Origin of the sequence: Amycolatopsis sp. La24, assembly GCF_029087445.1 — a bacterium.
Classification (GTDB): Bacteria; Actinomycetota; Actinomycetes; order Mycobacteriales; family Pseudonocardiaceae; genus Amycolatopsis; species Amycolatopsis nivea.
In genome coordinates this window covers 147,588-166,566 of the sequence record NZ_JARACH010000005.1, presented here as the reverse complement: position 1 = coordinate 166,566, position 18,979 = coordinate 147,588, and the positions used below count along the sequence as shown (strand labels likewise).

Sequence of the window (18,979 nt, the reverse complement as noted above, 5' to 3'; positions counted from 1 at the left end):
CAACCCCGTGCACTGCCTCGACTGCTCTCTCGCCAATGAAACGCGCCCCGCCGTGGGAATCTGCACCACCTGCGGCGCCGCGGTCTGCCGCGACTGCGTCCGCGTCGGCCACAACTCCGTCCCGCACTCCACCGGCTTCAGCTCCGCAGACCTGGCCTTCACCGAAATCCGGCAGTTGGCCTGCCTGCCTTGTGCCACCGCGTTGTCCGCCCGGCACGCCCGCGAGTACGGCTTCGCGCCGCCGACTCTCCCGCCCGTCGAAACGCAGTAGACTCCGCCACGCGCATCAGCGCCCGGCGGTGGGGCTCGCCGGACCCAACCGCGGCCGTGCGCCGCCAACAGCCCCTGCCTGGTCCGACGATCGCTGCGATCACACAGGCAGGGAGGCCACGGGTGGCAACTCTGGTCATGCTCCGCGGTTTTGCGCCCCTCTGCTACGACGTGTAGCCGGCCATGGCACTGCGCGATCACGAACAACAGCAGCTCGACGAGATCGAGCACGAGCTTGTCCGGGAAAACCCGCGGCTGGCCCGGCGCTTCGCTGCGTTTCACCCGGTGCGCCTGTCCACGCTCGCCGCTGCCGCCGCGGGTCTGCTCACCCTGCTGGCCACCGAGCTGGTGATCACGGTCGTCGGGATCGGCATGGGCTCCCCCGGGCCGATCGTGGTGGGCGCTCTGCTCACCGCCTTGGTCCCGGCGACGCTCATCCGGCACTTCACCTGCGGCTGGAAGCAAGGCAACAGTTAGGTCTGGAAAATAACGACAGTTAGCATCCCCAAGATCGGTGCCCCTGCCGCCGCACGCTAGCCTGACCGCTTCCCTGAACCGGCGACCTGCGAGGACGGCAGCACGTGAGCATGATCGACATCGCTCAGGCGATCGTCCGGGACCGGTCGCCGGCCGCGATCTCGCACCTCAACCAGGAGCGATGCCGCCTGCCGAGGCCGCGCGCCTGCCGGCAGGCGACCGCCCGGACCCCATCCCGCTACGATGACGAGAATCTACAACCATGTAGATGAAGACGGAGGAGTCCGCCCCCCGTCGCAAGCACCAGCCCACCGCTCGCCACTGCCCAGAAAGACCACCTGCCATGGCTCCCAGTTCCCCCTTCCGGCTCGCCTTCGACGGCTCGACCGTCGACGGCTCGTGGTTCACCTCGGTGACCGACTTCGCGCGGCACACCGCCTGGCTCAACGCTCCGGCCGAAGCCTGGACCCAGTACGGACTGGGGGTCTTCGCCGTGCTGATGATCGTGGGCTGGTGGCAGGCCCGGCGCGCGGACGCGGCCACGATGACCGCCGCCCTCGTCGCCCCCGTCTGCGTTCTGGTCGCCTTCGTCGTCGCCGAGGTCGTCAAGTCCGGCGTCGCCGAACTGCGGCCCTGCCGTTCCCTGCCGAACGCCTTCATCGTCGAAGCCTGCCCCGCACTCGACGACTACGCCTTCCCCAGCGGCCACTCCACCGTCGCCGCCGCCACCGTCGCGGCCCTGTATCTGGTCAGCCGCCGGCTCTGCGCCATCGCCGCCTTGTTCGCCCTCGCGGAAGGAGCCTCCCGCGTCTACGTCGGCGCGCACTACCCGCACGACGTCGCCGGCTCGTTCGTCGTCGGTCTCCTCGTCGCCCTCGCCGCCAGCGTCGTCCTGCGCCGGGTGGCCTCCGGGTATGTCGAGACCCTGCGCACCGGACGCCTCCGGCCGCTCCTGGCGGTCAGCTGACCGATTCCTATCGGCTGGTCACAGATCCTCGTGCAGCACTTCTCCCGGAGTTTCCCGGTCCGGGGCGACGACACGGGGATGCACAAGCTGAAGGACACGGTCGGCGGCGATCGGATCGTCGGCGGCCCGGCGCTGCTGGGGTTCAGCGTCCGCCCGGCCTGAGCTACCCGTGTAGGCGCGCACCACGTCTGTCGCGGGGCCGGCTCGCACGATGCGCCCGGAGTCCAGCCACAGCGCCGAATCGCAGAGGTCGAGCAGGAACTCCTCGGTGTGCGAGGCGAACACCAGCAGCCCGCAGCGCGCGACCAGGTCGTGCAGCCGTGCCCGGGCGCGTTCGAGAAAGTCCGCGTCGACCGCGCTGATGCCTTCGTCCAGCAGCAGGATCTCCGGGTCGATCGACGTCACCACGCCCAGCGCCAGCCGCACCCGCATGCCGGTGGAGTAGGTGCGCAGCGGCATCCGCAGGTAGTCGCCGAGTTCGGTGAAGTCGGCGATCTCGTCGATCCGGGCCCGCATCCGGCGGCGGGTCATGCCGAGGAACATGCCGCGCACGACGATGTTCTCCAGTCCGGAGATTTCCGGGTCCATGCCGAGGCCGAGGTCGAACACCGGCGCCACCCGGCCGGTGCGCCGCGCGGATCCGCGGGTGGGTTCGTAGATCCCGGCCACCAGCCGCAGCAGGGTGGACTTGCCCGCGCCGTTGTGCCCGACCAGCCCGACGCGGTCGCCCTCGGCCAGCGAGACGGTGATGTCCCGCAACGCCGTCACGATCGGCACTTTCGCCCCGGTCCGGATCGTCCCGCCGGCGGAGGTGAGCACGCGTTTCTTCAGCGAGCGGGACTTCGCGTCGAAGATCGGGAACTCCACGAAGGCGTGGCACAGCTCAACGCCGGCCATTCCGGCGCCTCCCGCCCGAGAGCGCCAGTGCCGCCGCCGCGAATGCCCAGCCGGCCAGCACGTCGGTGGGCCAGTGCACGCCGAGCACGATCCGGCTGATCCCGACGGCCGCCGCGACCGGCACCGCGACGATTCCCGGCCGGCGCAACAGGTTCACGGCGACCAGACCCGCACCCAGCGTGCCGAGAGTCGTGTGCCTGGAAGGAAAACTCGGGCCGGACCATTCCGTGCGCCACAACCGTTCCGGCGGACGCGGCCGGTCGATCAGATCGGCCAGGCCGCGTCGCAGTGCAGCCGCGACCGCGAGCGTGACGATCGGCGCGGCCCGCCCGCCGGATCGCGTCAGGAGGCACGAGGCGCCGACCGCGGCCCAGGCGACCGGAGTCTCCCCGAGCGTGGTCACCATCTGAGCGCACCGCACCGCGGACCGCGGTGTCTGCCCGTGGACCCATTCCAGGACCTGGAGTTCCGTCTGCCGCCAGCGCGCACATCCGATCATGGCGGCTCACCGTGCCGCGGCGCTGAGGACGGTGGTGTCAAGCTCGCGTACGGCCTGGTCGAGCACGCTGATCTGCTCGCCGAGTTCGTCGAGCTGGACGTCCGGACCGGCACTCTCCCGGCGCGCGGCTTCGGCGAGTCCGCGTTCGAGTGCGGCGAGCTGGGCCCGCCAGATCTCCGCGAGCGCGCGTTCGGTCCCGCATGCGTTGTCCTGCAACCAGTCCTGCAGCGCAGAGCGGGCGCGCCCGAACGGCCGGGGCACGGCATTCGCCGCCCAGTCGACCAGGTGACGGTGCAACCGCTTGCGGCGGATCGCTGCCGGCAGGCGGTGTGCGAGTGCCGTGGTGACCAGTTCCCGCCAAACGACCTCCGGGCCGAGTTCGAGTACCGGCAACCGTGGCGCGGCAGCGGTTTCCGGCATCGGCACCTCGTCCAGCCGGATTCCGAGCACCTCGGCCGCGGCCTGCCGTGACCGCGCGAGATCCGCAGTCAGACCGGACAACGCCTGCCGGGCGCCGGCGTGCATGGCCGTCTCCAACTCCGCGCCCAAGCGGTTGAACCACTCCGCGCAGCGCCCGGCCGCCAGGTCGCCGATCCGGTGCCGGACGAGATCTGCTGCGGTCTCGGGGCGCGCGGGCTGTTCCGGCAACGCGGCCCCCAGCACTTCCCGCGTGGCCGCACGCGCCGCGCCGACCGCACGCTCGTGTGCGGCATCCAAGTCTGCCCGCGCCCGCCGCGCCGCACCGTGCAGATGGTCCACGGCGGCCGTTTCCGCGACCCGGGCGTTGTCGAGTATCGCCCGCAGGGCGCGCACCGCACCCGCACTGTCCTCAGTGGACCGTCGGATCAGCTCGTACTCGATCCGCAGGCCGTCCAGTACCGCGGTCGTTTCCCGGCGCAGCGCACGCGCGGTCGAGGACACGACGTCCGCTTCGCCGCAGCGTGCGATCCGTTCCCCGAGCCACGCGACCAATTCCGTCGGCGCGCCGGTGCGCAACGAGACCGGCAGCACCGGGACGTCCGAGCCGAGCGGTCCGGCGACCGCGGCCCGGGTGAACGCGACGATCTCGGCCAAATCGCCGGGCCGCACCAGGTCGGTTTTGTTGACCAGCACCGCCGCGGCCGCCGCGGTCGTCATCACCTCTGCGGCCAGCGTCAGCTCAGCCTGCGAGACAGGCGGATCGGCGGCCACCACGAGCACGGCGAGGTCCACGCTGTCGCGCGCCCGCGCGGCTTCCTCGGTGTTGGCCTGATGTACAGATCCGGTGCCGGGCGAGTCGACCACTTCGGTGCCTGCTGGGAGACAGGCCGACGGCGCTGAGATCCGCACGGTGTCCACCTGCCGGACGTTGCCGGGGTTGCCGCGTTCGCTGACCAGCTCGGCGACCTCGTCCAGCCCGATCGGACGGCTGCGGCCGTCGCGGTAGCGGACCTCGGCATCCACAGTGGACGCGACGGTGACGGTGGTCGCGACCGACGTCACCGGCAGTGCGCCGGTCGGCAGCAAGTCGCGGGCGAACAGCGTGTTCACCAAGGTGCTCTTGCCGCGCTTGGCCTCGCCGAGCACGAGCACCCGGACCTGCCCGGACAAGGCACGGGACACCGCGTCGTCCACCACTCGCGCCCGTTCGACCGGGAGATACCGCCGGACCAGGTCGGCCAGGTTCGCCAGCGCGGCAGTCACGACGATCGCCTCGCCTCGGCCGGCGCCGGGCGCCACACGTTGCCCAGGTAGGCGGCAGTCCGCTGCGCGCCACCCGCATGGAAGCCGCGCAGATACCCGCCGATCGGAGGCCGCAGCTCCAGCGACAGCACGTGTTCCAGCCGCACGAACCGCGGCACCAGGCCGTCCTCGACCCCGTGCGGCTCGGCGTCCGGGTCGTCGGTCTCGGCGTGCAGCACGATCTCGACCAGGTGCTGGCCGTAACGCGAATTCGTTGCCTCCAGCACGAACGCGACGCCCGTCGGCGTGACCGCGAGACCGGTCTCCTCGCGCACTTCGCGGCGCACGCACGCGCCGACGGACTCCCCGTCCTGTTGCGTGCCGCCGGGCAGCACCCAGTCGGTGATCCGCTGGCACAGCAGGACGTGGGCGTCGCGCAGGATCAGGCCGGTGCAGCGCAGGTTGACGGGTTTGGCGTCCAGCCCCATGGCTTCCTCCTCGTCCGGTCGCCCGGCAGAATGCTGCGCGGACGCGGTCGCGGGTAGAAGCCATCAGCGCCGGACGGCGCGAATCACGGCGAGCCCCATCGCCGGTCGCGGTGCCGAGCACCACGGACTGATCCACGGTAGCAGCCGAGCACGCGCGGTGCCTAGCGGTGACCGGCGAAGACGCGGCGATAGGAGTCCGCGCCGTAGCTGGTCGGCAGCGGTTCGCCTTCGGTCAGGGTGAACGTCCGCTCGCGCTCCGCGCGCAGGAACAGCATGTCGTCGCGGTGCTGCTCGCACAGGCTGTGGCCGAGGTCGTAGAGGTGGGTCACGAACAGGACTTTGACGCCTGTTTCGGTGAGCGCGCGGACCACCTGGCGAGCGAGTTCGGATCCTTCGGCCTCGTTGGTGGAGGCGAACGATTCGTTGCACAGCAGCAGGCCGCCGGGCCGGATCCGGTCGGCGATCTCGCTCATCCGGGCCAGCTCCTCGTCCAGCTTGCCCCGGGTCATCGTGTCGTCCTCCTCGCGTTTGAAATGGGTGAACAGGCCCGTGCACGTGTTCGCCCGCAAGGCTTCCGCCGCCGTGAACATCCCGGCCTGCAGCATCAGCTGCGCGGTGCCGCAGCTGCGCAGGAACGTGGATTTGCCGCCCTGGTTCGCGCCGGTGACGAGGACCAGCGTCTTGCCGTCGGCGTCGACGTCGTTGCCCACCACCTGTTCATCGGACCGCAGGGCGAGGCACACGTCGTACAGTCCGCGCGCGGTCAGCACCGGCTCTCCGCTCGGTTCCGGAGCGGGAAAGCAGACCGGTTTCCCTTTCGCGCGCAGGCGTTCGTGCAGGTTCAGGCAGCCGAGGCAGAAGGCGAGTTCGGCGCGCAGCACGCGGAAGAAGCTCTTCACGTGATCAGCCGATTGGGCCAGCGCGTTGGCCACGACGTTCACCCCGCGCCCTTGCAGGTCGCCGAGGGCCCGGGCACCGGCCTCGTCCCGCGCCGGCACGACGAACCCGTAGCTGGGCGGGGCGCTCGTGGTGATCCGCTCGATCCAGCTTCGTTTCGGCATCCGGTGCAGGCCGAACCGCACGCCGCGGTTCCCCTGTCCCAGCTCCGCGCTCATCAGCACGCCGCGGGGGAATTCGAGTTCCTCCAAGTGGTTCTCGGCCACGGCGAAGTAGTCGTCGTCGAGTTCCTCCCGCAGCATCGCGAAGAACCGGGCGAATCCCGGCGAGCGAAATTCGCCGCCGCGCTCAATCGCTTGCTGCCGCAGCTGTTTGAGGTTGTCCACGAGGAATTCGAGCGTTTTCACCGACCGGTTCAGGATGTGCTCGGGCGAGTCGCGGGAAAGGATCCCGAACCACACCTTCCGCTCGACCTGGCGCGCGTCGACCGCGATGGCGTAGAGGTCGCGCACGACCCCGGGATGGGCGACGCAGTCGGCGAGAACCTGCTGGCGATACCGGATCGCGTCCGGGTCGGTCAGGCTCGCGAACATGATTCGGGGCACGAGGTCGCGCAGGAAGTCGTCGCCGGCGGCCATGGCGTCGAACAGGGTCTCCAGTTCCAGATCCTGGACGAGGTCGTCCGGCGGCGGCGGGGCGTCGAGATCGGCGTCCTGGTCTCGGTGCAGCAGGAAGACTTTCATCGCCCGATCCGCCTTCGCAGGGTGTCGTAGGCTAGTCCGTATTTCTCGGCGATCGCCGCGGCGTAAGCGAGCCCGTCGGCCGCCCGCCGTTCAAGCCGGTAAGTGCGTTCGGCCGGATCGTCCGGAACGACCCCGCCGACCATGCTGACCGTCGCCTCGCCCAGCGACGCGAGATCGTCCACAAAGGTCACATACACCGTCAGCGCGCCCAAGTCGATGATGCGGCGCAGCACGTCGGTGCCGATGAACCGGGCGTCGTGCAGGGTGGTGGACGCGAAGCTCTCGTTCAGCACGAGCACGCTGTCGCTCGTCGCGTCGCGCAGGATGTCCCGGATCCGCACCAGCTCGTCGTCGAGCTTGCCGCGCAGGGTGATCGGATTCTCCTCGCGTTCGAAATGCGTGAACACCCGGTCCGGGAGGAACAGCCTGGCTCGCGCCGCGGGCACCGGGCATCCGAGCGCGGCCAGGTGCGCGAGCTGGCCGAACATGCGCGCGAACGTCGTCTTGCCGCCCTGGTTCGGCCCGGTCACCACCAGCACCCGTTCGGCACCCGACAGTCGGAAGTCGTTGCACACCAACGGGCTGTCCGGGACGAGCTTGGTGGCGAGAGCGAGGTCGAAGGCGTCCTCGGCGTAAATGTCGTGCGAGGTCGCCGAAATCTCCGGATAGCAGAACCGCAGACCGGTCGCCGACAGCCGCCGGATGTGCGCCAGGTAGGCGAGGTAGAACTGCACCTCGCGATCGAACCGGCCGATCGCGGCCGCCAGGTAGTCACGATGCCGTTCGCAGTAGTCCGCGAGAGCGCGGAACGCGCCCGGGTACAGCCGGGCCGCGCAGTCGAGAACCTGCGCCTCGATGTGGTTCATCTCCGGCGGCTCGGAAAACCGGACGAAGTAGTCCTTCACCGCGCCCTGTTTGAACTTCGCGAACGTCTTCTCGACCTCGCTGCTGTAGTCCGCGTCGTCGTCGAACCGGCTGACCTTGACTCGCGCGCCCTGGACGTGCACGCGGTACTTGATCCGCGCGAGCTGCTCCTGGAGATCACGCGTGTCGGCAAGCAATGCGTGAAAAGGTTGCGCCGCAAGGTATCCGGCGACGTGCTCGTGGATCGACCGCAGGCCGCGGGACCGGATCTCGACGCGGTCCAGCCCTTCCCGCAGCGCCGCGACCGCTCCACAGTAGACATCCACCGCGTCGAGGAACCACCGCTGCTTCTGCCGGGGATAGTGGATCTTTCCGGCCAGCGCCAGGCGCTCGCGCATGCGCCGCATCCGCTCGGCGAACTCCTCGACCACCTCGCGCACGTCGTCGCGCTGGAGGTCGCGGAACACTTCGTGCCGATACTCGACGGCAGGCGCCTCGTGCAGCGGCGCGGAGAAGAACAGGCCCAGGTCGTACTCGGCCCGCCCGGCAGTCACCGCGGACACCGCCTGGCCGAGATTCAGATCGCCGAAGAACGCGGGCTCGGCCGGTCTGCCGACGGTTTCGCCACCCGGGAACAGGACGCTCGGAGAACGCGCCATGCCGCACCACCCGCTTCCACACCAGCTCGGCACTGGTAGAAGCCATCAGCCGGGGGCGGCGGTTGCGGCGAGCTTCATCGCCTCACCCGAGCATACCCGAGCCAGCCCTCCGGCTGATCGCGTCCGGCGTCCGGCCGTGGCACAATCGCAGGCAGGTGATGGGGCTCACCACAACCGCGGCACGCCGCTAACGGTCCCTGACGAACACGTCAGGGAGAGGTGTGCGAATGCGACACCGGGGTGAAGCCACCGCGCTGATCACCGTCGGCGTCCTGCTGGCGCTCGGCGTGGCCGGAGTGCGTGCCCGCGGAAACGCCCGCTGGTCGTTCGCGGGGCCGTTCGCGCACGTCGGGGGCACGACGCTGGCTGTCCTCACCTCGATCCTCGTCCTCGCCGCGGTTCTTCCGGTGCTCGCGTTCTTCGCGGCGCTGCGCCGTCGCCGGAGGCCTGAGGACGACGACTTCGAGGCCGTCCACGAGCCGCTGGGCACGAAATGGGGCCGGCGGTGGGCAGTGCTGATCACCCTGGCCGTCGTCGCCGCACCGCTCGTGGTCCTGGCTGTCGTGGCGTCGCGAGCCACCCCGCCGACGCAGCCTCCAGTCCGGTTCGTGCCCCCTCCGCCAGCAGCCGCGCCCTCGGTGGCTTCCCCCGGCGGCGGGCCGTCCTGGCTGTTGCCGGTCGTGCTGCTGGCAGCCCTGCTCCTGCTGCTTCTCCGATGGCACCGCCGGGCGCCGCGTCCGATCGAGGCGTCAGGTGGTCTGGCGGAGGCTGCGGCAGCGGGCCGCGGCGAAATCGTCGCGGCGGTCACCGGCGGGCCGCGAGGGGCGATCCTGCGGTCGTTCGCGGCGATGGAGCGCGCACTCGCACAGTCCGCGGCGGCACCCCGGCTCTCCGACACCCCGTCGGCGGTGCTCGCCCGCGCCGCAGACGGCGGACTCGTGCGCGCAGGACCGGCACAGCGGCTGGTCGACGTGTTCGCCGAAGCACGCTTCAGCAGCCACCCGATCACCGGCGCGCACCAGGACACCGCGCGCCAGGCCCTGGACGAACTCCTCCACGACCTCGGCAGGCGACCATGATCACCGTCCTGTTCAGCGTCGCCGCGGCGGTCCTGCTCGCCGTCGGCTATGCGATCGCCTCGGTCGCAGGCCTCTTCGTCACCGCAGTGCTGATCACCGTGCTGGCGATAGTCAACGTCCGGGCAGCTCTGCGCCCCTCGCAGACCGCGGCCGCACCGGCCCGCGAGGCTCGGCGGCCGGACTTCCCCGGCTATGCCAAGCTCGCCGCCGCCGTGGCCTGGTCCGGCACCTCCCGGCACGCCTGGGACTGCGACCTGCGCCCGGTCCTCGTGCGCCTGCTGGGACCGGACCCGGACGGAAGGCGCCTCCTCGGCGAAGACCTCTGGCCGCTGGTCGACCCGAGCCGCGCGCGGTCCGGCGACCGCGACGCCCCAGGACCGTCGCACCAGACCCTCGCCGCGATCCTCGACCGCTTGGAGGCCCTCCGATGACGCTCACCGACGCCGCCATGACCGGAGCCCGCTCGACCGCCGTCCTGGACGAGGTCGAACGCGCCGTCGTCGGCAAACGCGCCGTCCTGGAGCTGATCCTGCTCGGCGCGCTCGCGCGCGGGCACGTGCTCATCGAAGACCTGCCCGGCCTCGGCAAGACACTGATCGCCCGATCGTTCGCGACCGTGCTCGGCCTCGGCTTCGCCCGCATCCAGTTCACCCCGGACCTGTTGCCCTCCGACGTCACCGGCGCCGTCGTCTACGACCAGGCCGACCGGCGGCTGGTGTTCCGGCCCGGGCCGGTGTTCGCCAACCTGCTGCTTGCCGACGAAATCAACCGCACCCCGCCGAAAACCCAGGCCGCGCTGCTGGAAGCGATGGCCGAAGGGCAGGTCACCGTCGACGGGCGCACGCACCCGCTGCCGGACCCGTTCGTCGTGCTCGCCACCGACAACCCGATCGAATACGAGGGCACCTATCCCTTGCCCGAAGCGCAGCTCGACCGGTTCGCCCTGCGCGTCCGCATCGGCTACCTGCCCGCCGAACGCGAACAGGACATGCTCCGCCGCCGCCTCGACCGCGGCTCCGCTCCGGCCGCGCTGCACCAGATCCTGGCTTCCGGCGAGCTGACCGCCCTGCGCGAATCGGTGGAACAGGCCGAGGTCGACCCGGACGTCCTGGCCTACGTCGTGCGGCTCGCGGCGGCGACCCGCGAGCACACCCAGGTGGTGGTCGGCGCCAGCCCCCGGGCCTGCCTGGAGCTTGTGCAGCTGGCCCGCGCGAAGGCGCTGCTGGCCGGCCGGGACTATGTCGTGCCCGAAGACGTCAAGGATCTCGTGCCCGCGTGCTGGGCGCACCGGCTCAGCCTGCGGCCCGAACTGTGGGTCCGTCAGGTGCGCGGCGAAGACGTGCTCGCCCGGATTCTCGACGACGTCCCCGTCCCGCGCGCCGGGCGGCCGACATGAGCGCGTATCCGGTGCACTGGCATCCGACCCCGCTCGCAGTGACACTCGCGACCTGTGCCGGACTCGCGATGCTGACCGGGATGCTGCTCGGCCGGGCGGACCTGATCGGGTTCGCCGCACCTCTGCTGGGCGCTCTCGCCGTCGGCCGCCGACGCCGGACGCCCGCCGAGTCGCTCACCGTCGATACCGCGCTGCCGGAGCCCCGCTGCCTTGAACACGACACAGTTCCGCTGACCGTCGACGTCCACGCACGCGGCGCGGCCGACGAGATCTCCGTGTCGCTGCCCACGCCTCGCATCGCTGCGTCCACTGAGGACGGACGCACGTTCGCGCTGCGACTGCTCCGTTGGGGGCGCTGGTCCGTACAACCGCGAGTGGCCGCCTACGCCCATTCAGGATTGCTCGAAGCCGTGGTGATCGCGGACGCCGGCGAAATACGCGCCTACCCCCGTACCACGACGCTCGACAGCCTGCCGCGCCCCGCTGATCTTCCCGACCGCGCCGGAGTCCACATCGGACGACGCAGGGGCAGCGGCATCGAATTCGCCGCCGTCCGGCCCTACCAGCCGGGAGATCTGCTGCGCCACGTCAACTGGACCGCCACCGCACGGCGAGGACAGCTGTACATCACCGATCGGCTCGCCGAGCAGGCCGCCGAGATCATCGCTGTGATCGACACCTTCTCCGCCGTCCCGCAGTCCGGCGGGTCCACATTGGACCTCGGCGTGCACGGCGCGACCGCCGTCGTGCGGACGGCCCTGCACCGGGGCGACCGGGCCGGCGTCGTCGCGCTCGGCGGGATCCTGCGCTGGATCGGCCCGGATGCCAGCGCGCGGCAGTTCTACCGCGTCGCCGACACTGTGGTCGAGGCCCGTCTCGACGATGCCGTCGTCGAGCCGGACCTCTCCCGGATCCCGCGGCCCGCGCTGCCGCCACGCGCCGCCGTGATCGTGTTCTCGCCGCTGCTCGACCACCGCGCGCTCAACGCCGTGCAGGACCTGCACCGCAGGGGGTGCGCGATCGTCGTGGTCGACACGCTGCGCACCGAACCGCCCATCGGCCGAGACGCCGAGACCGACCGCCTCGCAGTACGGCTGTGGCGCCTCGACCGACGCCGGGTCGAAACCCGCCTGACCGGCCTCGGGATCCCCGTCGTCCAGTGGAACGAGCGCCAGCAGCTCGACGACGTCCTCGGACCGCTCAGCCTTCGCCCGCTGATCGGGAGGACCCGATGAACACACTCGCCCGCGGACCGATTCCTATGCTCGGCACCGGCGTCCCCATGGCCGCCTCCACTCTCCAGGTCTCGCCCGTCGTCGTGGCCAGCGCAGCCGTCACGCTGCTGTTCGTCCTCGTCACCGCCCGCTGGCCGGGCTCATGGGCCGCCCCGCTCGCGGTCGTGACCGCTGCCTTCGCCGTTGCCGTGGGGACGCCGTCGCCGCCCGCAGCCTGCGCAACCGGGTTCCTGGCCCTCACGTTCCTGCTCGCCGGCGAAGCCCGCCGCACCCTCGCAGGCCATGCCGACCTGCCAGGCTGGCTGCGCCACCGCAGCCGCCTGCTGCTCGGCGGGCTCGCCGGCATCGCCGCAGCCCTCGTCGGCGACATGTGGACCACCGGCTCGCCCTGGCTTGCCGCAGCAGGCGTTCTCGCACTCGGCGGGGCGTACCTGCTCGCCGTGCGCCCCCTTGCCCCACCGCAATAAACCACGCGTCCCGACCCTTACGGAGAACGTCATGACCACCATGCAGATCACCGACCTCCGCGCCCGCGAAATCCTGGACTCCCGCGGCCGTCCCACTCTGGCCGTCGCCGTCTCCAGCGGGTCGCGGCACGCCACCGCGACTGTGCCTTCCGGTGCCTCGACCGGCCGGAACGAAGCCTGCGAACGTCGCGACGGCGACCCGGCCCGCTACGGCGGCGCGGGAGTCCTCGGCGCCGTCGAGTCGGTCAACACCGAGGTGCGGCACCTCCTGATCGCCCGCCACTGGACCGGTCTCGCCGAGATCGACCTGGCAATGGTCGAGCTGGACGGCACTGCCGACCGCAGCCGCCTCGGCGCGAACGCGATCGTCGGCGTGTCCATGGCGGTCGCCCGTCTGCTCGCGGACGCCGAGAAGGTTCCGCTGTGGTCCTGGCTGCACGTCCCGGGCGGGCGGCCGCGGCTGCCGGTGCCGCACTTCAACGTCCTCAACGGCGGCGCGCACGCCCGCACCGGCCTCGACTTCCAGGAATTCATGATCGCCCCGCTCGCCGCGGCCAGCCTGCCCGAGGCGATCCGCACCGGCGCGGAGGTCTACGCCGCGCTCCAGGCGCTGCTGACCGAACGCGGATACACCGTCGGTCTCGGCGACGAGGGCGGCTTCGCTCCGGACGTCACCCGGCCCGAAGACGCGCTGCAGCTGCTGCTCCGCGCGATCGAGGACGCCGGCTACCCGGCCGGCCAAGACGGCATCGCCATCGCGCTGGACCCGGCCGCGTCGCAGTTCCGCCAAGCCGACGGCACGTACCTGGTCAACGGCCGCCGGCACAGCTCGTCGGATCTCGTGCAGCGCTACGTCGAAATGGTGCGCGACTTCCCGATCTGGAGCATCGAAGACGGCATGGCCGAGGACGACCTCGCCGGGTGGCGCGAACTCACCGCGGAACTCGGCGACCGCATCCAGCTGGTCGGCGACGACAACTTCGTCACCAACCCGGCCCGCATCGCCCGCGGCGCCGGCCTCGGCGTCGCCAACGCCGCCTTGATCAAGCTCAACCAGGTCGGCACCGTCACCGAAACCCTCGAAGCGATCGAGATCTGCCGCGAACACCGCTACGGCCAGATGATCTCGCACCGATCCGGGGAAACGACCGACGACTTCATCGCCGACCTCGCCGTCGGCACCGGCTGCGGACAGCTCAAGGCCGGTGCCCCGGCCCGCGGCGAACGCGTCGCGAAATACAACCGCCTGCTGGAGATCGCCGCCGACGCGCCCGAACTCCCTTACGGCATCCCGGAAACCGCGTTCACCGTCCGCCTGGGATGAACCGTGCCCGGCTTCCTGCACCGCTTCCGCCGCCCCGCGCTCTCCGCCAGAGAGCAGCTGGCGCGGTTGTCGTCGGTGCTCGACCGCGCCGCGGCAGTAGCACCGGAGACCGAGACCGCCGTACGAGCCTGCGGCGCCGCTGGTGACGTGCCCGGCGCCATCGGCCACGCCGGCAGCGAACTCGTCAGCACCTACCACCGGCTCCGCGAAGAACTGAACAGCATCCCCGTGGACCGCGAACGCGCCCCGCTGGCAGACGAAATCGGCCGGCTGCTGCAGTACCACCAATGGCTCATGCGCACCGCCGTGCAGCTGGCCTTCTCCCTCAACCAAGACCCGCGCCGCGAAGCCATGCGCCGCCGACTCGACGGCGTCGGCCCACCCGCCGCGCGACTGCAGGCTCTCCGCGACCAAGTGGCAGAACGTCTCCGGAGCGAGCCGTGAACACCCCACGAGACGATGATGAACGCCACCGCCTCATTCGCGCCCTGGCCGACGACGGCTGCCTCCTGTGCCGCGACAAAGACGCCGCCGAACACCACTGGCACACCTGGTACGTCATGGAAACCCACCGAGATCCCGGCTACCGCCGCCGGATCGCGGCCGCTGGCGGCTTCTGCGCACGCCACCTGCGTCTGTTGACCACCACCTCCGAAGGCATCCGGGTCCTTCCCTCGCTCCTGGGAGATCTGATCGCCTCCGCTCTCGGCGGCGTGACCGGCTGCCACTGCGATCCCTGCGACAAAATGACCGCCGCCGTCGACCGCCGTCTCGGCGCCCTCGTCCGATGGCTCGACGACCCCGAGGTCATCAACGGAATCCGCCGGCTGTGCACCCACCACCTGCTCGACGTCCTGAACACAGCTCCGTGGCCGTTCGCGACCACACTCGCCGCCATCGCCCGGGACCAGCCATACACGCCTCCCTCCGATCCCGACCTCCTCATCCGGGCTCCGCACCTCACCGCCGCGGCCGAACTCTTCGCCGAGGACGACAAACGACTCACCGAACAGTCCACAACAGACAGAGCAACCCACGCCCTCGACCTTCCCTGCTGCCCCGTATGCCGCGCCCGCAGCCGCGGCGAACTGCGTTACGCCACCTGGCTTCTCGGCCAAGACGTCGCCCGCCTCGACCCCGGCGAGCCCTGGCTTTGCCCGACGCACCTCGCAGACGCCACCCTTCTCGACCACGACAGCGCCTGCACGATCTGGGCGACGATGCACCAGGCCGAACACGCCCGCCTTGCCCAGCTCGCCGACCGCCTCGACGCTTCGCCGCTCCCCGGGTTTTTCGCCCGCCTTCGCGCAGCCTGGCCGCACCTGCTCGAACGTCGCCGGGACAGGGCCGCTGCCGCATTTCGACGTCCGGAACGATTCGTCGCCGAGGCCCTCCGGAACTTCCGTGACAACCAACCCTCGTGTACTGCCTGCGCCGCGGGCGACCTCGCCGAACGTCGCGAACTCGCACTGCTCGACGCGGCCTCCCTGCACCACACCGTCCGCGAACGCTGGACCCGCGGCCACGGACTGTGCCGTGACCATGCCGCACTCGCCGCATCGGACCTCGCCAAAGACGTCCTGCGCAGCCGCCTGACGCTGCTGGGCTGGGAGCTTGAGGAAACCCAGCGCAAACACGCCTGGCACACCCGCCACGAACCAGCGACCCCAGCCGAAACGTCCTGGCCCCGCGCGATCCCCTTCCTCCGCGGCGATGCCTGCCTCGGCCTCGCCCCCGCCGAATTCGACGACCAGGACACGCCATGAGCGCCCCGCACACCCCCGACCCCGGCTACGCCGGCCGGGGTCCGATGTTCTGGCTGCCGCCACACGGCTTCGGCAACGGAATCTCCGCGCAGGCCTGGGCGGAGATCGCCGACCTCACCGCCGAGGAACTCCCCGAAGCACTGCTCGCCCTCACCGAAGCCGACATCGCCGCCTACACCGCGGCCGTCCGCGGTCGCCCCGGCTATTACCGGCTGTGGGTCGACTCGCTGCGCTATCTCCATGCCGAAGACGTCCTCATGGACGTCCTGCGCTCCTGACGCCGAAATCCCGCACGCGGACCAGCAACCCAGCGAGCGAGACCACGATGAACGCGCAGCCTCCGCCGAACTGATCGAACGCCGCCCAGCCGCACCAGGAACTCGGCGGCCGAACATGCCCGCGGAAACGTCACTTCCGCGGAGGGGGCGGATCCTGCCCGCGTTTGGTGCCGCAGTTCTGCCGTGACGTCCAGGCGTACAGCGCGAAAGCGCTACCCGCCCAGCGCCTGCCGTGGCCGGAATGCTCGGCACCGGGCGAAGGGCTGGGCGTGCTCGCCGGGCGGCGATGTCGCCGGACGTGCTCGCCGGATCCGGAAGGGTGCCAGTGTGCGGATGCCGAGGTCCAGGTACAGCGTTAGGCTCGTTGTTCATGCGGGTGACCTTCCACGGCGAGCTGGTCCAGCTGCGCGAGCAGCTGGTCGCGATGTGCGCGATGGCCGCTCAGGCGATGCGGCAGGCGAGCCGGGCGTTGCTGATGGCCGACCTCGACCTGGCCGAGCGGGTGATCGCCGGAGACGCCGCGCTGGATCAGGCTCGCGGCGGCTGCGAGGATCACGCGCAGAGTCTGCTGGCGTTGCAGGCTCCGGTCGCCAGCGACCTGCGAAGCATCCTCGCCGCGGTCTACTCGGCGGAGAAGATCGAGCGCATGGGCGACCTGGCTGCCCACATCGCCGACACCGCACGCTTCAGCCATCCCGACCACGCCGTGCCCGCCGACCTTGAGGACACGTTCGCCCGGCTGGGCGAGATCGCCGCCGGCATGGCCGACCGGCTGGGCGAACTGATCGGCCAGCCGGGCGTCGACGGCTTCGCCGAACTCGACGAGACCGACCACGCTGTCGATGCCCTGCATTCCCGGGTGCTCACCACGATCACCGGCCCCGGCTGGCCGTACGGGGTGCGCACGGCCACCAGCCTGGCACTGCTGGCCCGCTTCCACGAACGCTTCGCCGACCAGGCCGTCTCCGTCGCCAAGCGACTGGACTTCGCCGCCACGGGCGAGTTCCCCGCATAGCCGGCTGACGAGACGCAGACTGCTCAACGAACGACCCGTCCGGCCTCAGGAGCGAGCCGCCCGCGGATCCAGATCACCCTCCGCGAGCAGGCCCTTCGGTACACCGGCCCGATCGACGACCACAAGCTCGGCACCGCTGCGCACGCGTTCGGCGAGTTCCCGTCCGCGGAGACCAGCCGGGACGATCGCGTCCTCTCCGACCGTCCGGGCAACAGCCACGACAGGCACGGCCGGGCGCTGCGCCGGCGGCACCGCAAGCAGCGCCGACCGGCTCACGACTCCCCAGGCCCGGTCCTCGACGTCGAGGACCACCAGCTCCCGCACGCCGTACTGCTCGGCCACCATCAGCGACTCGGCAACGGACAGATGCTCGGCGACCGGAAGGACCGGCCGGCACAGGCTGCCGGCATCCGGCACCGGGAGGACGGCTTCGCTCAGCGCCTCCGACGCGCCTGCCCAGATCATCACCCCGGCGAAGACGAAGACGGCGGCGAACATGATCCCCGTCGAGGCACCGCCCAGGAGCCGCACGAGCGGAACCACGACGATCAGCACCGCGAGCAGACGCCCGAACCAGCCGGCGATCCTCGTCGCGCGCCGGCGGTCTCCGAAGACCCGCCACGCACCGGCTCGCAGGAGGTGCCCGCCGTCCAGCGGCAGCCCCGGCAGCAGGTTGAACAGGGCCAACGCCACGTTGAGAACAGCGAAGACATGGGTGAGCACCTCCGCCAGACCCGTCAGCGGCACCAGATCTTCAGCCAGGGCGGCCAGACCCGCCACCAGAACCGACGCCGCGGGCCCGCCGGCCGCCAGCAGCGCCTCGCCTCCGGGCGTGCGCGGGTCCCGGTCGAATTCGGTCGCACCGCCCAGCAGGTCGATCGTGATTCGCTTCGCCGGCATCCCGAGCGCCCGCCCCGCCGCCACATGGCCGAACTCGTGCACCAGCACGGACAACACCAGCACCGCTGGAAACACCAACGCCACCGCGTACCGCGCGATCCCGAGGCCGGGCGCCCACCTCCCTACCCACGGTGCGAACACGTAGACCATCAACGCGGCCAGCAGCGCCATCCACGGGCTCATCCGGACCGGAACCCGGCCGATCCGGCCGCACCCCCAGTCTCCGCCGCGCCGGCCCCACCGCGAAACGGCGCCTGGACCGCGCTGATGACGTCGCATGGAGTCATATTACTATATAGGTTAGTACTAATTGAGTTCCCGAGCCGGAGAGGAGGCGCGATGCCGCTCTCCTGCCCGATGACCGACGAAGCAGCCGCATATCTCCTGAAGAATCTGAGACCCGCGGAGCACGAGCGATTCCGGCGGCACTTGCGAGTCTGCATCGCGTGCCGCCGCGAGACCGACGAGCTGGGGCCCGTCGTCGACCTCCTCCGGGGCTTGCGCCCGGACCGTCCGGAGCACAGACCGGCGGACTGAAAACACGAACGCGATCTCCTGCTGTGATCGGCTGTCCGGCGCGCGAAGGAGAGCAGCGCTGCCGAAAATCACTGCCGCCTGAACCGTTCGGCCAGCTGGGGATCATTCTCCCACCACAGTCCTGCGGGCAGGCCTGCCCCCGCTGTTCAGTCGCCGCCGCCGCTGGGCTGAGCGGGCGACGTACCGGGTGCGGCGGAGCCCACCTCGATCGTCGTGTCCATGCCGAGTTCCTTGTGGTTGCCGACCGGGCAGGAAAGCTCATAGCGCCCTGGCTGGAGCGTGACGGTGAAGCTCCCCGACTCGCCGCCGCGCAAGGTGCCGGTCTTCTGATCGGCACCGCCGGGTCCGGCGAGTTCCAGCGCGTGGACTGTCGTTCCGCTGTTGCTCGCGACGAAGGTGTAGGTGCCGGGTGCCCACGTTCGCTGCGGCAGCCGGATCGCGAACTCGGTCAGCTCCACCGCGACCCGCGTCCCCGGCGGCGCAGCGCTCGACGACCGAGCCGGCGAAGCTGGGCTGCCGGGCGATCCGGCACCGCTCCCGCCGCATCCGGCCGCGCCGA

Annotated in this window: 21 protein-coding genes and 2 riboswitches; of the genes, 13 read left to right on the top strand and 8 right to left on the bottom strand. The window is 70.9% G+C overall.

All coding sequences use genetic code 11. From position 1 onward, the window contains the following. Positions 1-52: 52 nt before the first annotated feature. The 3 genes from PUT80_RS08985 to PUT80_RS08975 all read left to right on the top strand — a co-directional run bounded on the left by PUT80_RS08985 (position 53) and on the right by PUT80_RS08975 (position 1,714). Positions 53-271, top strand: a complete 219-nt coding sequence (locus tag PUT80_RS08985; RefSeq protein WP_101438003.1) for a hypothetical protein — start codon at positions 53-55, stop codon at positions 269-271. A gap of 182 nt (positions 272-453) precedes the next feature. Continuing rightward, a complete protein-coding gene (locus tag PUT80_RS08980; RefSeq protein ID WP_101438002.1) occupies positions 454-747 on the top strand; it encodes a DUF3040 domain-containing protein in 294 nt (97 codons plus the stop codon). Between the two features lie 343 nt (positions 748-1,090). Further along, on the top strand, positions 1,091-1,714 hold the full coding sequence (locus PUT80_RS08975; RefSeq protein WP_101438001.1) for a phosphatase PAP2 family protein: 624 nt from the start codon (positions 1,091-1,093) through the stop codon (positions 1,712-1,714). 18 nt (positions 1,715-1,732) lie between these two features. Here the strand turns inward: PUT80_RS08975 and PUT80_RS08970 are convergent, their stop codons facing one another. The 6 genes from PUT80_RS08970 to PUT80_RS08945 form a co-directional block, all read right to left on the bottom strand. Further along, on the bottom strand, positions 1,733-2,611 hold the full coding sequence (locus PUT80_RS08970) for an ABC transporter ATP-binding protein (RefSeq protein WP_101438000.1): 879 nt from the start codon (positions 2,609-2,611) through the stop codon (positions 1,733-1,735). Beyond that, positions 2,598-3,017 carry a phosphatase PAP2 family protein gene (locus tag PUT80_RS08965; protein ID WP_158242505.1) on the bottom strand — a complete coding sequence of 140 codons (420 nt, stop codon included), beginning with the start codon at positions 3,015-3,017 and terminating at the stop codon, positions 2,598-2,600. The genes PUT80_RS08970 and PUT80_RS08965 overlap by 14 nt, the downstream gene beginning before the upstream one ends. 99 nt (positions 3,018-3,116) lie before the next feature. Next, complete coding sequence (locus PUT80_RS08960; RefSeq protein WP_158242504.1) at positions 3,117-4,793, bottom strand: dynamin family protein; 1,677 nt, start codon at positions 4,791-4,793, stop codon at positions 3,117-3,119. Continuing rightward, entirely contained in the window at positions 4,790-5,260 is a 471-nt protein-coding gene (locus PUT80_RS08955) for an NUDIX hydrolase (RefSeq protein WP_037359862.1), read from the bottom strand. Before PUT80_RS08955 ends, PUT80_RS08960 begins: the two co-directional genes overlap by 4 nt. Before the next feature lie 47 nt (positions 5,261-5,307). Further along, a riboswitch (Fluoride riboswitch) is annotated at positions 5,308-5,372 on the bottom strand. Positions 5,373-5,421: 49 nt separating this feature from the next. Then, positions 5,422-6,900: a hypothetical protein gene (locus PUT80_RS08950; protein WP_037359860.1), complete on the bottom strand. Its 1,479-nt coding sequence runs from the start codon at positions 6,898-6,900 to the stop codon at positions 5,422-5,424. Then, entirely contained in the window at positions 6,897-8,423 is a 1,527-nt protein-coding gene (locus PUT80_RS08945) for a DNA mismatch repair protein MutS (protein ID WP_037359858.1), read from the bottom strand. The genes PUT80_RS08950 and PUT80_RS08945 overlap by 4 nt, the downstream gene beginning before the upstream one ends. A gap of 29 nt (positions 8,424-8,452) precedes the next feature. Further along, positions 8,453-8,514: riboswitch (Fluoride riboswitch) on the bottom strand. Between the two features lie 136 nt (positions 8,515-8,650). Between PUT80_RS08945 and PUT80_RS08940 the strand changes: the two genes are divergently transcribed. The 10 genes from PUT80_RS08940 (at position 8,651) to PUT80_RS08895 (ending at position 16,983) form a co-directional block, all read left to right on the top strand. Next, the gene (locus PUT80_RS08940) at positions 8,651-9,502 is read left to right on the top strand and encodes a DUF4129 domain-containing protein (protein ID WP_037359856.1); all 852 of its coding nucleotides are present in this window, start codon (positions 8,651-8,653) and stop codon (positions 9,500-9,502) included. Further along, entirely contained in the window at positions 9,499-9,933 is a 435-nt protein-coding gene (locus PUT80_RS08935) for a hypothetical protein (protein ID WP_037359854.1), read from the top strand. The genes PUT80_RS08940 and PUT80_RS08935 overlap by 4 nt, the downstream gene beginning before the upstream one ends. Continuing rightward, complete coding sequence (locus PUT80_RS08930) at positions 9,930-10,898, top strand: MoxR family ATPase (protein ID WP_037359852.1); 969 nt, start codon at positions 9,930-9,932, stop codon at positions 10,896-10,898. The genes PUT80_RS08935 and PUT80_RS08930 overlap by 4 nt, the downstream gene beginning before the upstream one ends. After that, positions 10,895-12,133, top strand: coding sequence for a DUF58 domain-containing protein (locus tag PUT80_RS08925; RefSeq protein ID WP_051165935.1), 1,239 nt, complete (start codon positions 10,895-10,897; stop codon positions 12,131-12,133). Before PUT80_RS08930 ends, PUT80_RS08925 begins: the two co-directional genes overlap by 4 nt. After that, positions 12,130-12,600: a hypothetical protein gene (locus PUT80_RS08920; protein ID WP_143271430.1), complete on the top strand. Its 471-nt coding sequence runs from the start codon at positions 12,130-12,132 to the stop codon at positions 12,598-12,600. The genes PUT80_RS08925 and PUT80_RS08920 overlap by 4 nt, the downstream gene beginning before the upstream one ends. 31 nt (positions 12,601-12,631) lie before the next feature. Then, complete coding sequence (gene eno / locus PUT80_RS08915; protein WP_200862802.1) at positions 12,632-13,924, top strand: phosphopyruvate hydratase; 1,293 nt, start codon at positions 12,632-12,634, stop codon at positions 13,922-13,924. A 3-nt stretch (positions 13,925-13,927) separates the two neighbouring features. Next, on the top strand, positions 13,928-14,368 hold the full coding sequence (locus PUT80_RS08910; RefSeq protein ID WP_037359848.1) for a hypothetical protein: 441 nt from the start codon (positions 13,928-13,930) through the stop codon (positions 14,366-14,368). Continuing rightward, positions 14,365-15,690, top strand: a complete 1,326-nt coding sequence (locus PUT80_RS08905) for a hypothetical protein (RefSeq protein ID WP_037359845.1) — start codon at positions 14,365-14,367, stop codon at positions 15,688-15,690. The genes PUT80_RS08910 and PUT80_RS08905 overlap by 4 nt, the downstream gene beginning before the upstream one ends. Beyond that, positions 15,687-15,968, top strand: coding sequence for a hypothetical protein (locus PUT80_RS08900; protein WP_037359843.1), 282 nt, complete (start codon positions 15,687-15,689; stop codon positions 15,966-15,968). Before PUT80_RS08905 ends, PUT80_RS08900 begins: the two co-directional genes overlap by 4 nt. Positions 15,969-16,338: 370 nt before the next feature. After that, positions 16,339-16,983, top strand: a complete 645-nt coding sequence (locus tag PUT80_RS08895; RefSeq protein ID WP_037359841.1) for a PhoU domain-containing protein — start codon at positions 16,339-16,341, stop codon at positions 16,981-16,983. Between the two features lie 45 nt (positions 16,984-17,028). On the opposite strand, the gene PUT80_RS08890 is transcribed toward PUT80_RS08895, so the two are convergent. Beyond that, positions 17,029-18,162, bottom strand: a complete 1,134-nt coding sequence (locus tag PUT80_RS08890) for a site-2 protease family protein (protein ID WP_081655054.1) — start codon at positions 18,160-18,162, stop codon at positions 17,029-17,031. Positions 18,163-18,566: 404 nt separating this feature from the next. Beyond that, complete coding sequence (locus tag PUT80_RS08885; protein WP_051165934.1) at positions 18,567-18,878, bottom strand: hypothetical protein; 312 nt, start codon at positions 18,876-18,878, stop codon at positions 18,567-18,569. Between the last annotated feature and the right edge of the window lie 101 nt (positions 18,879-18,979).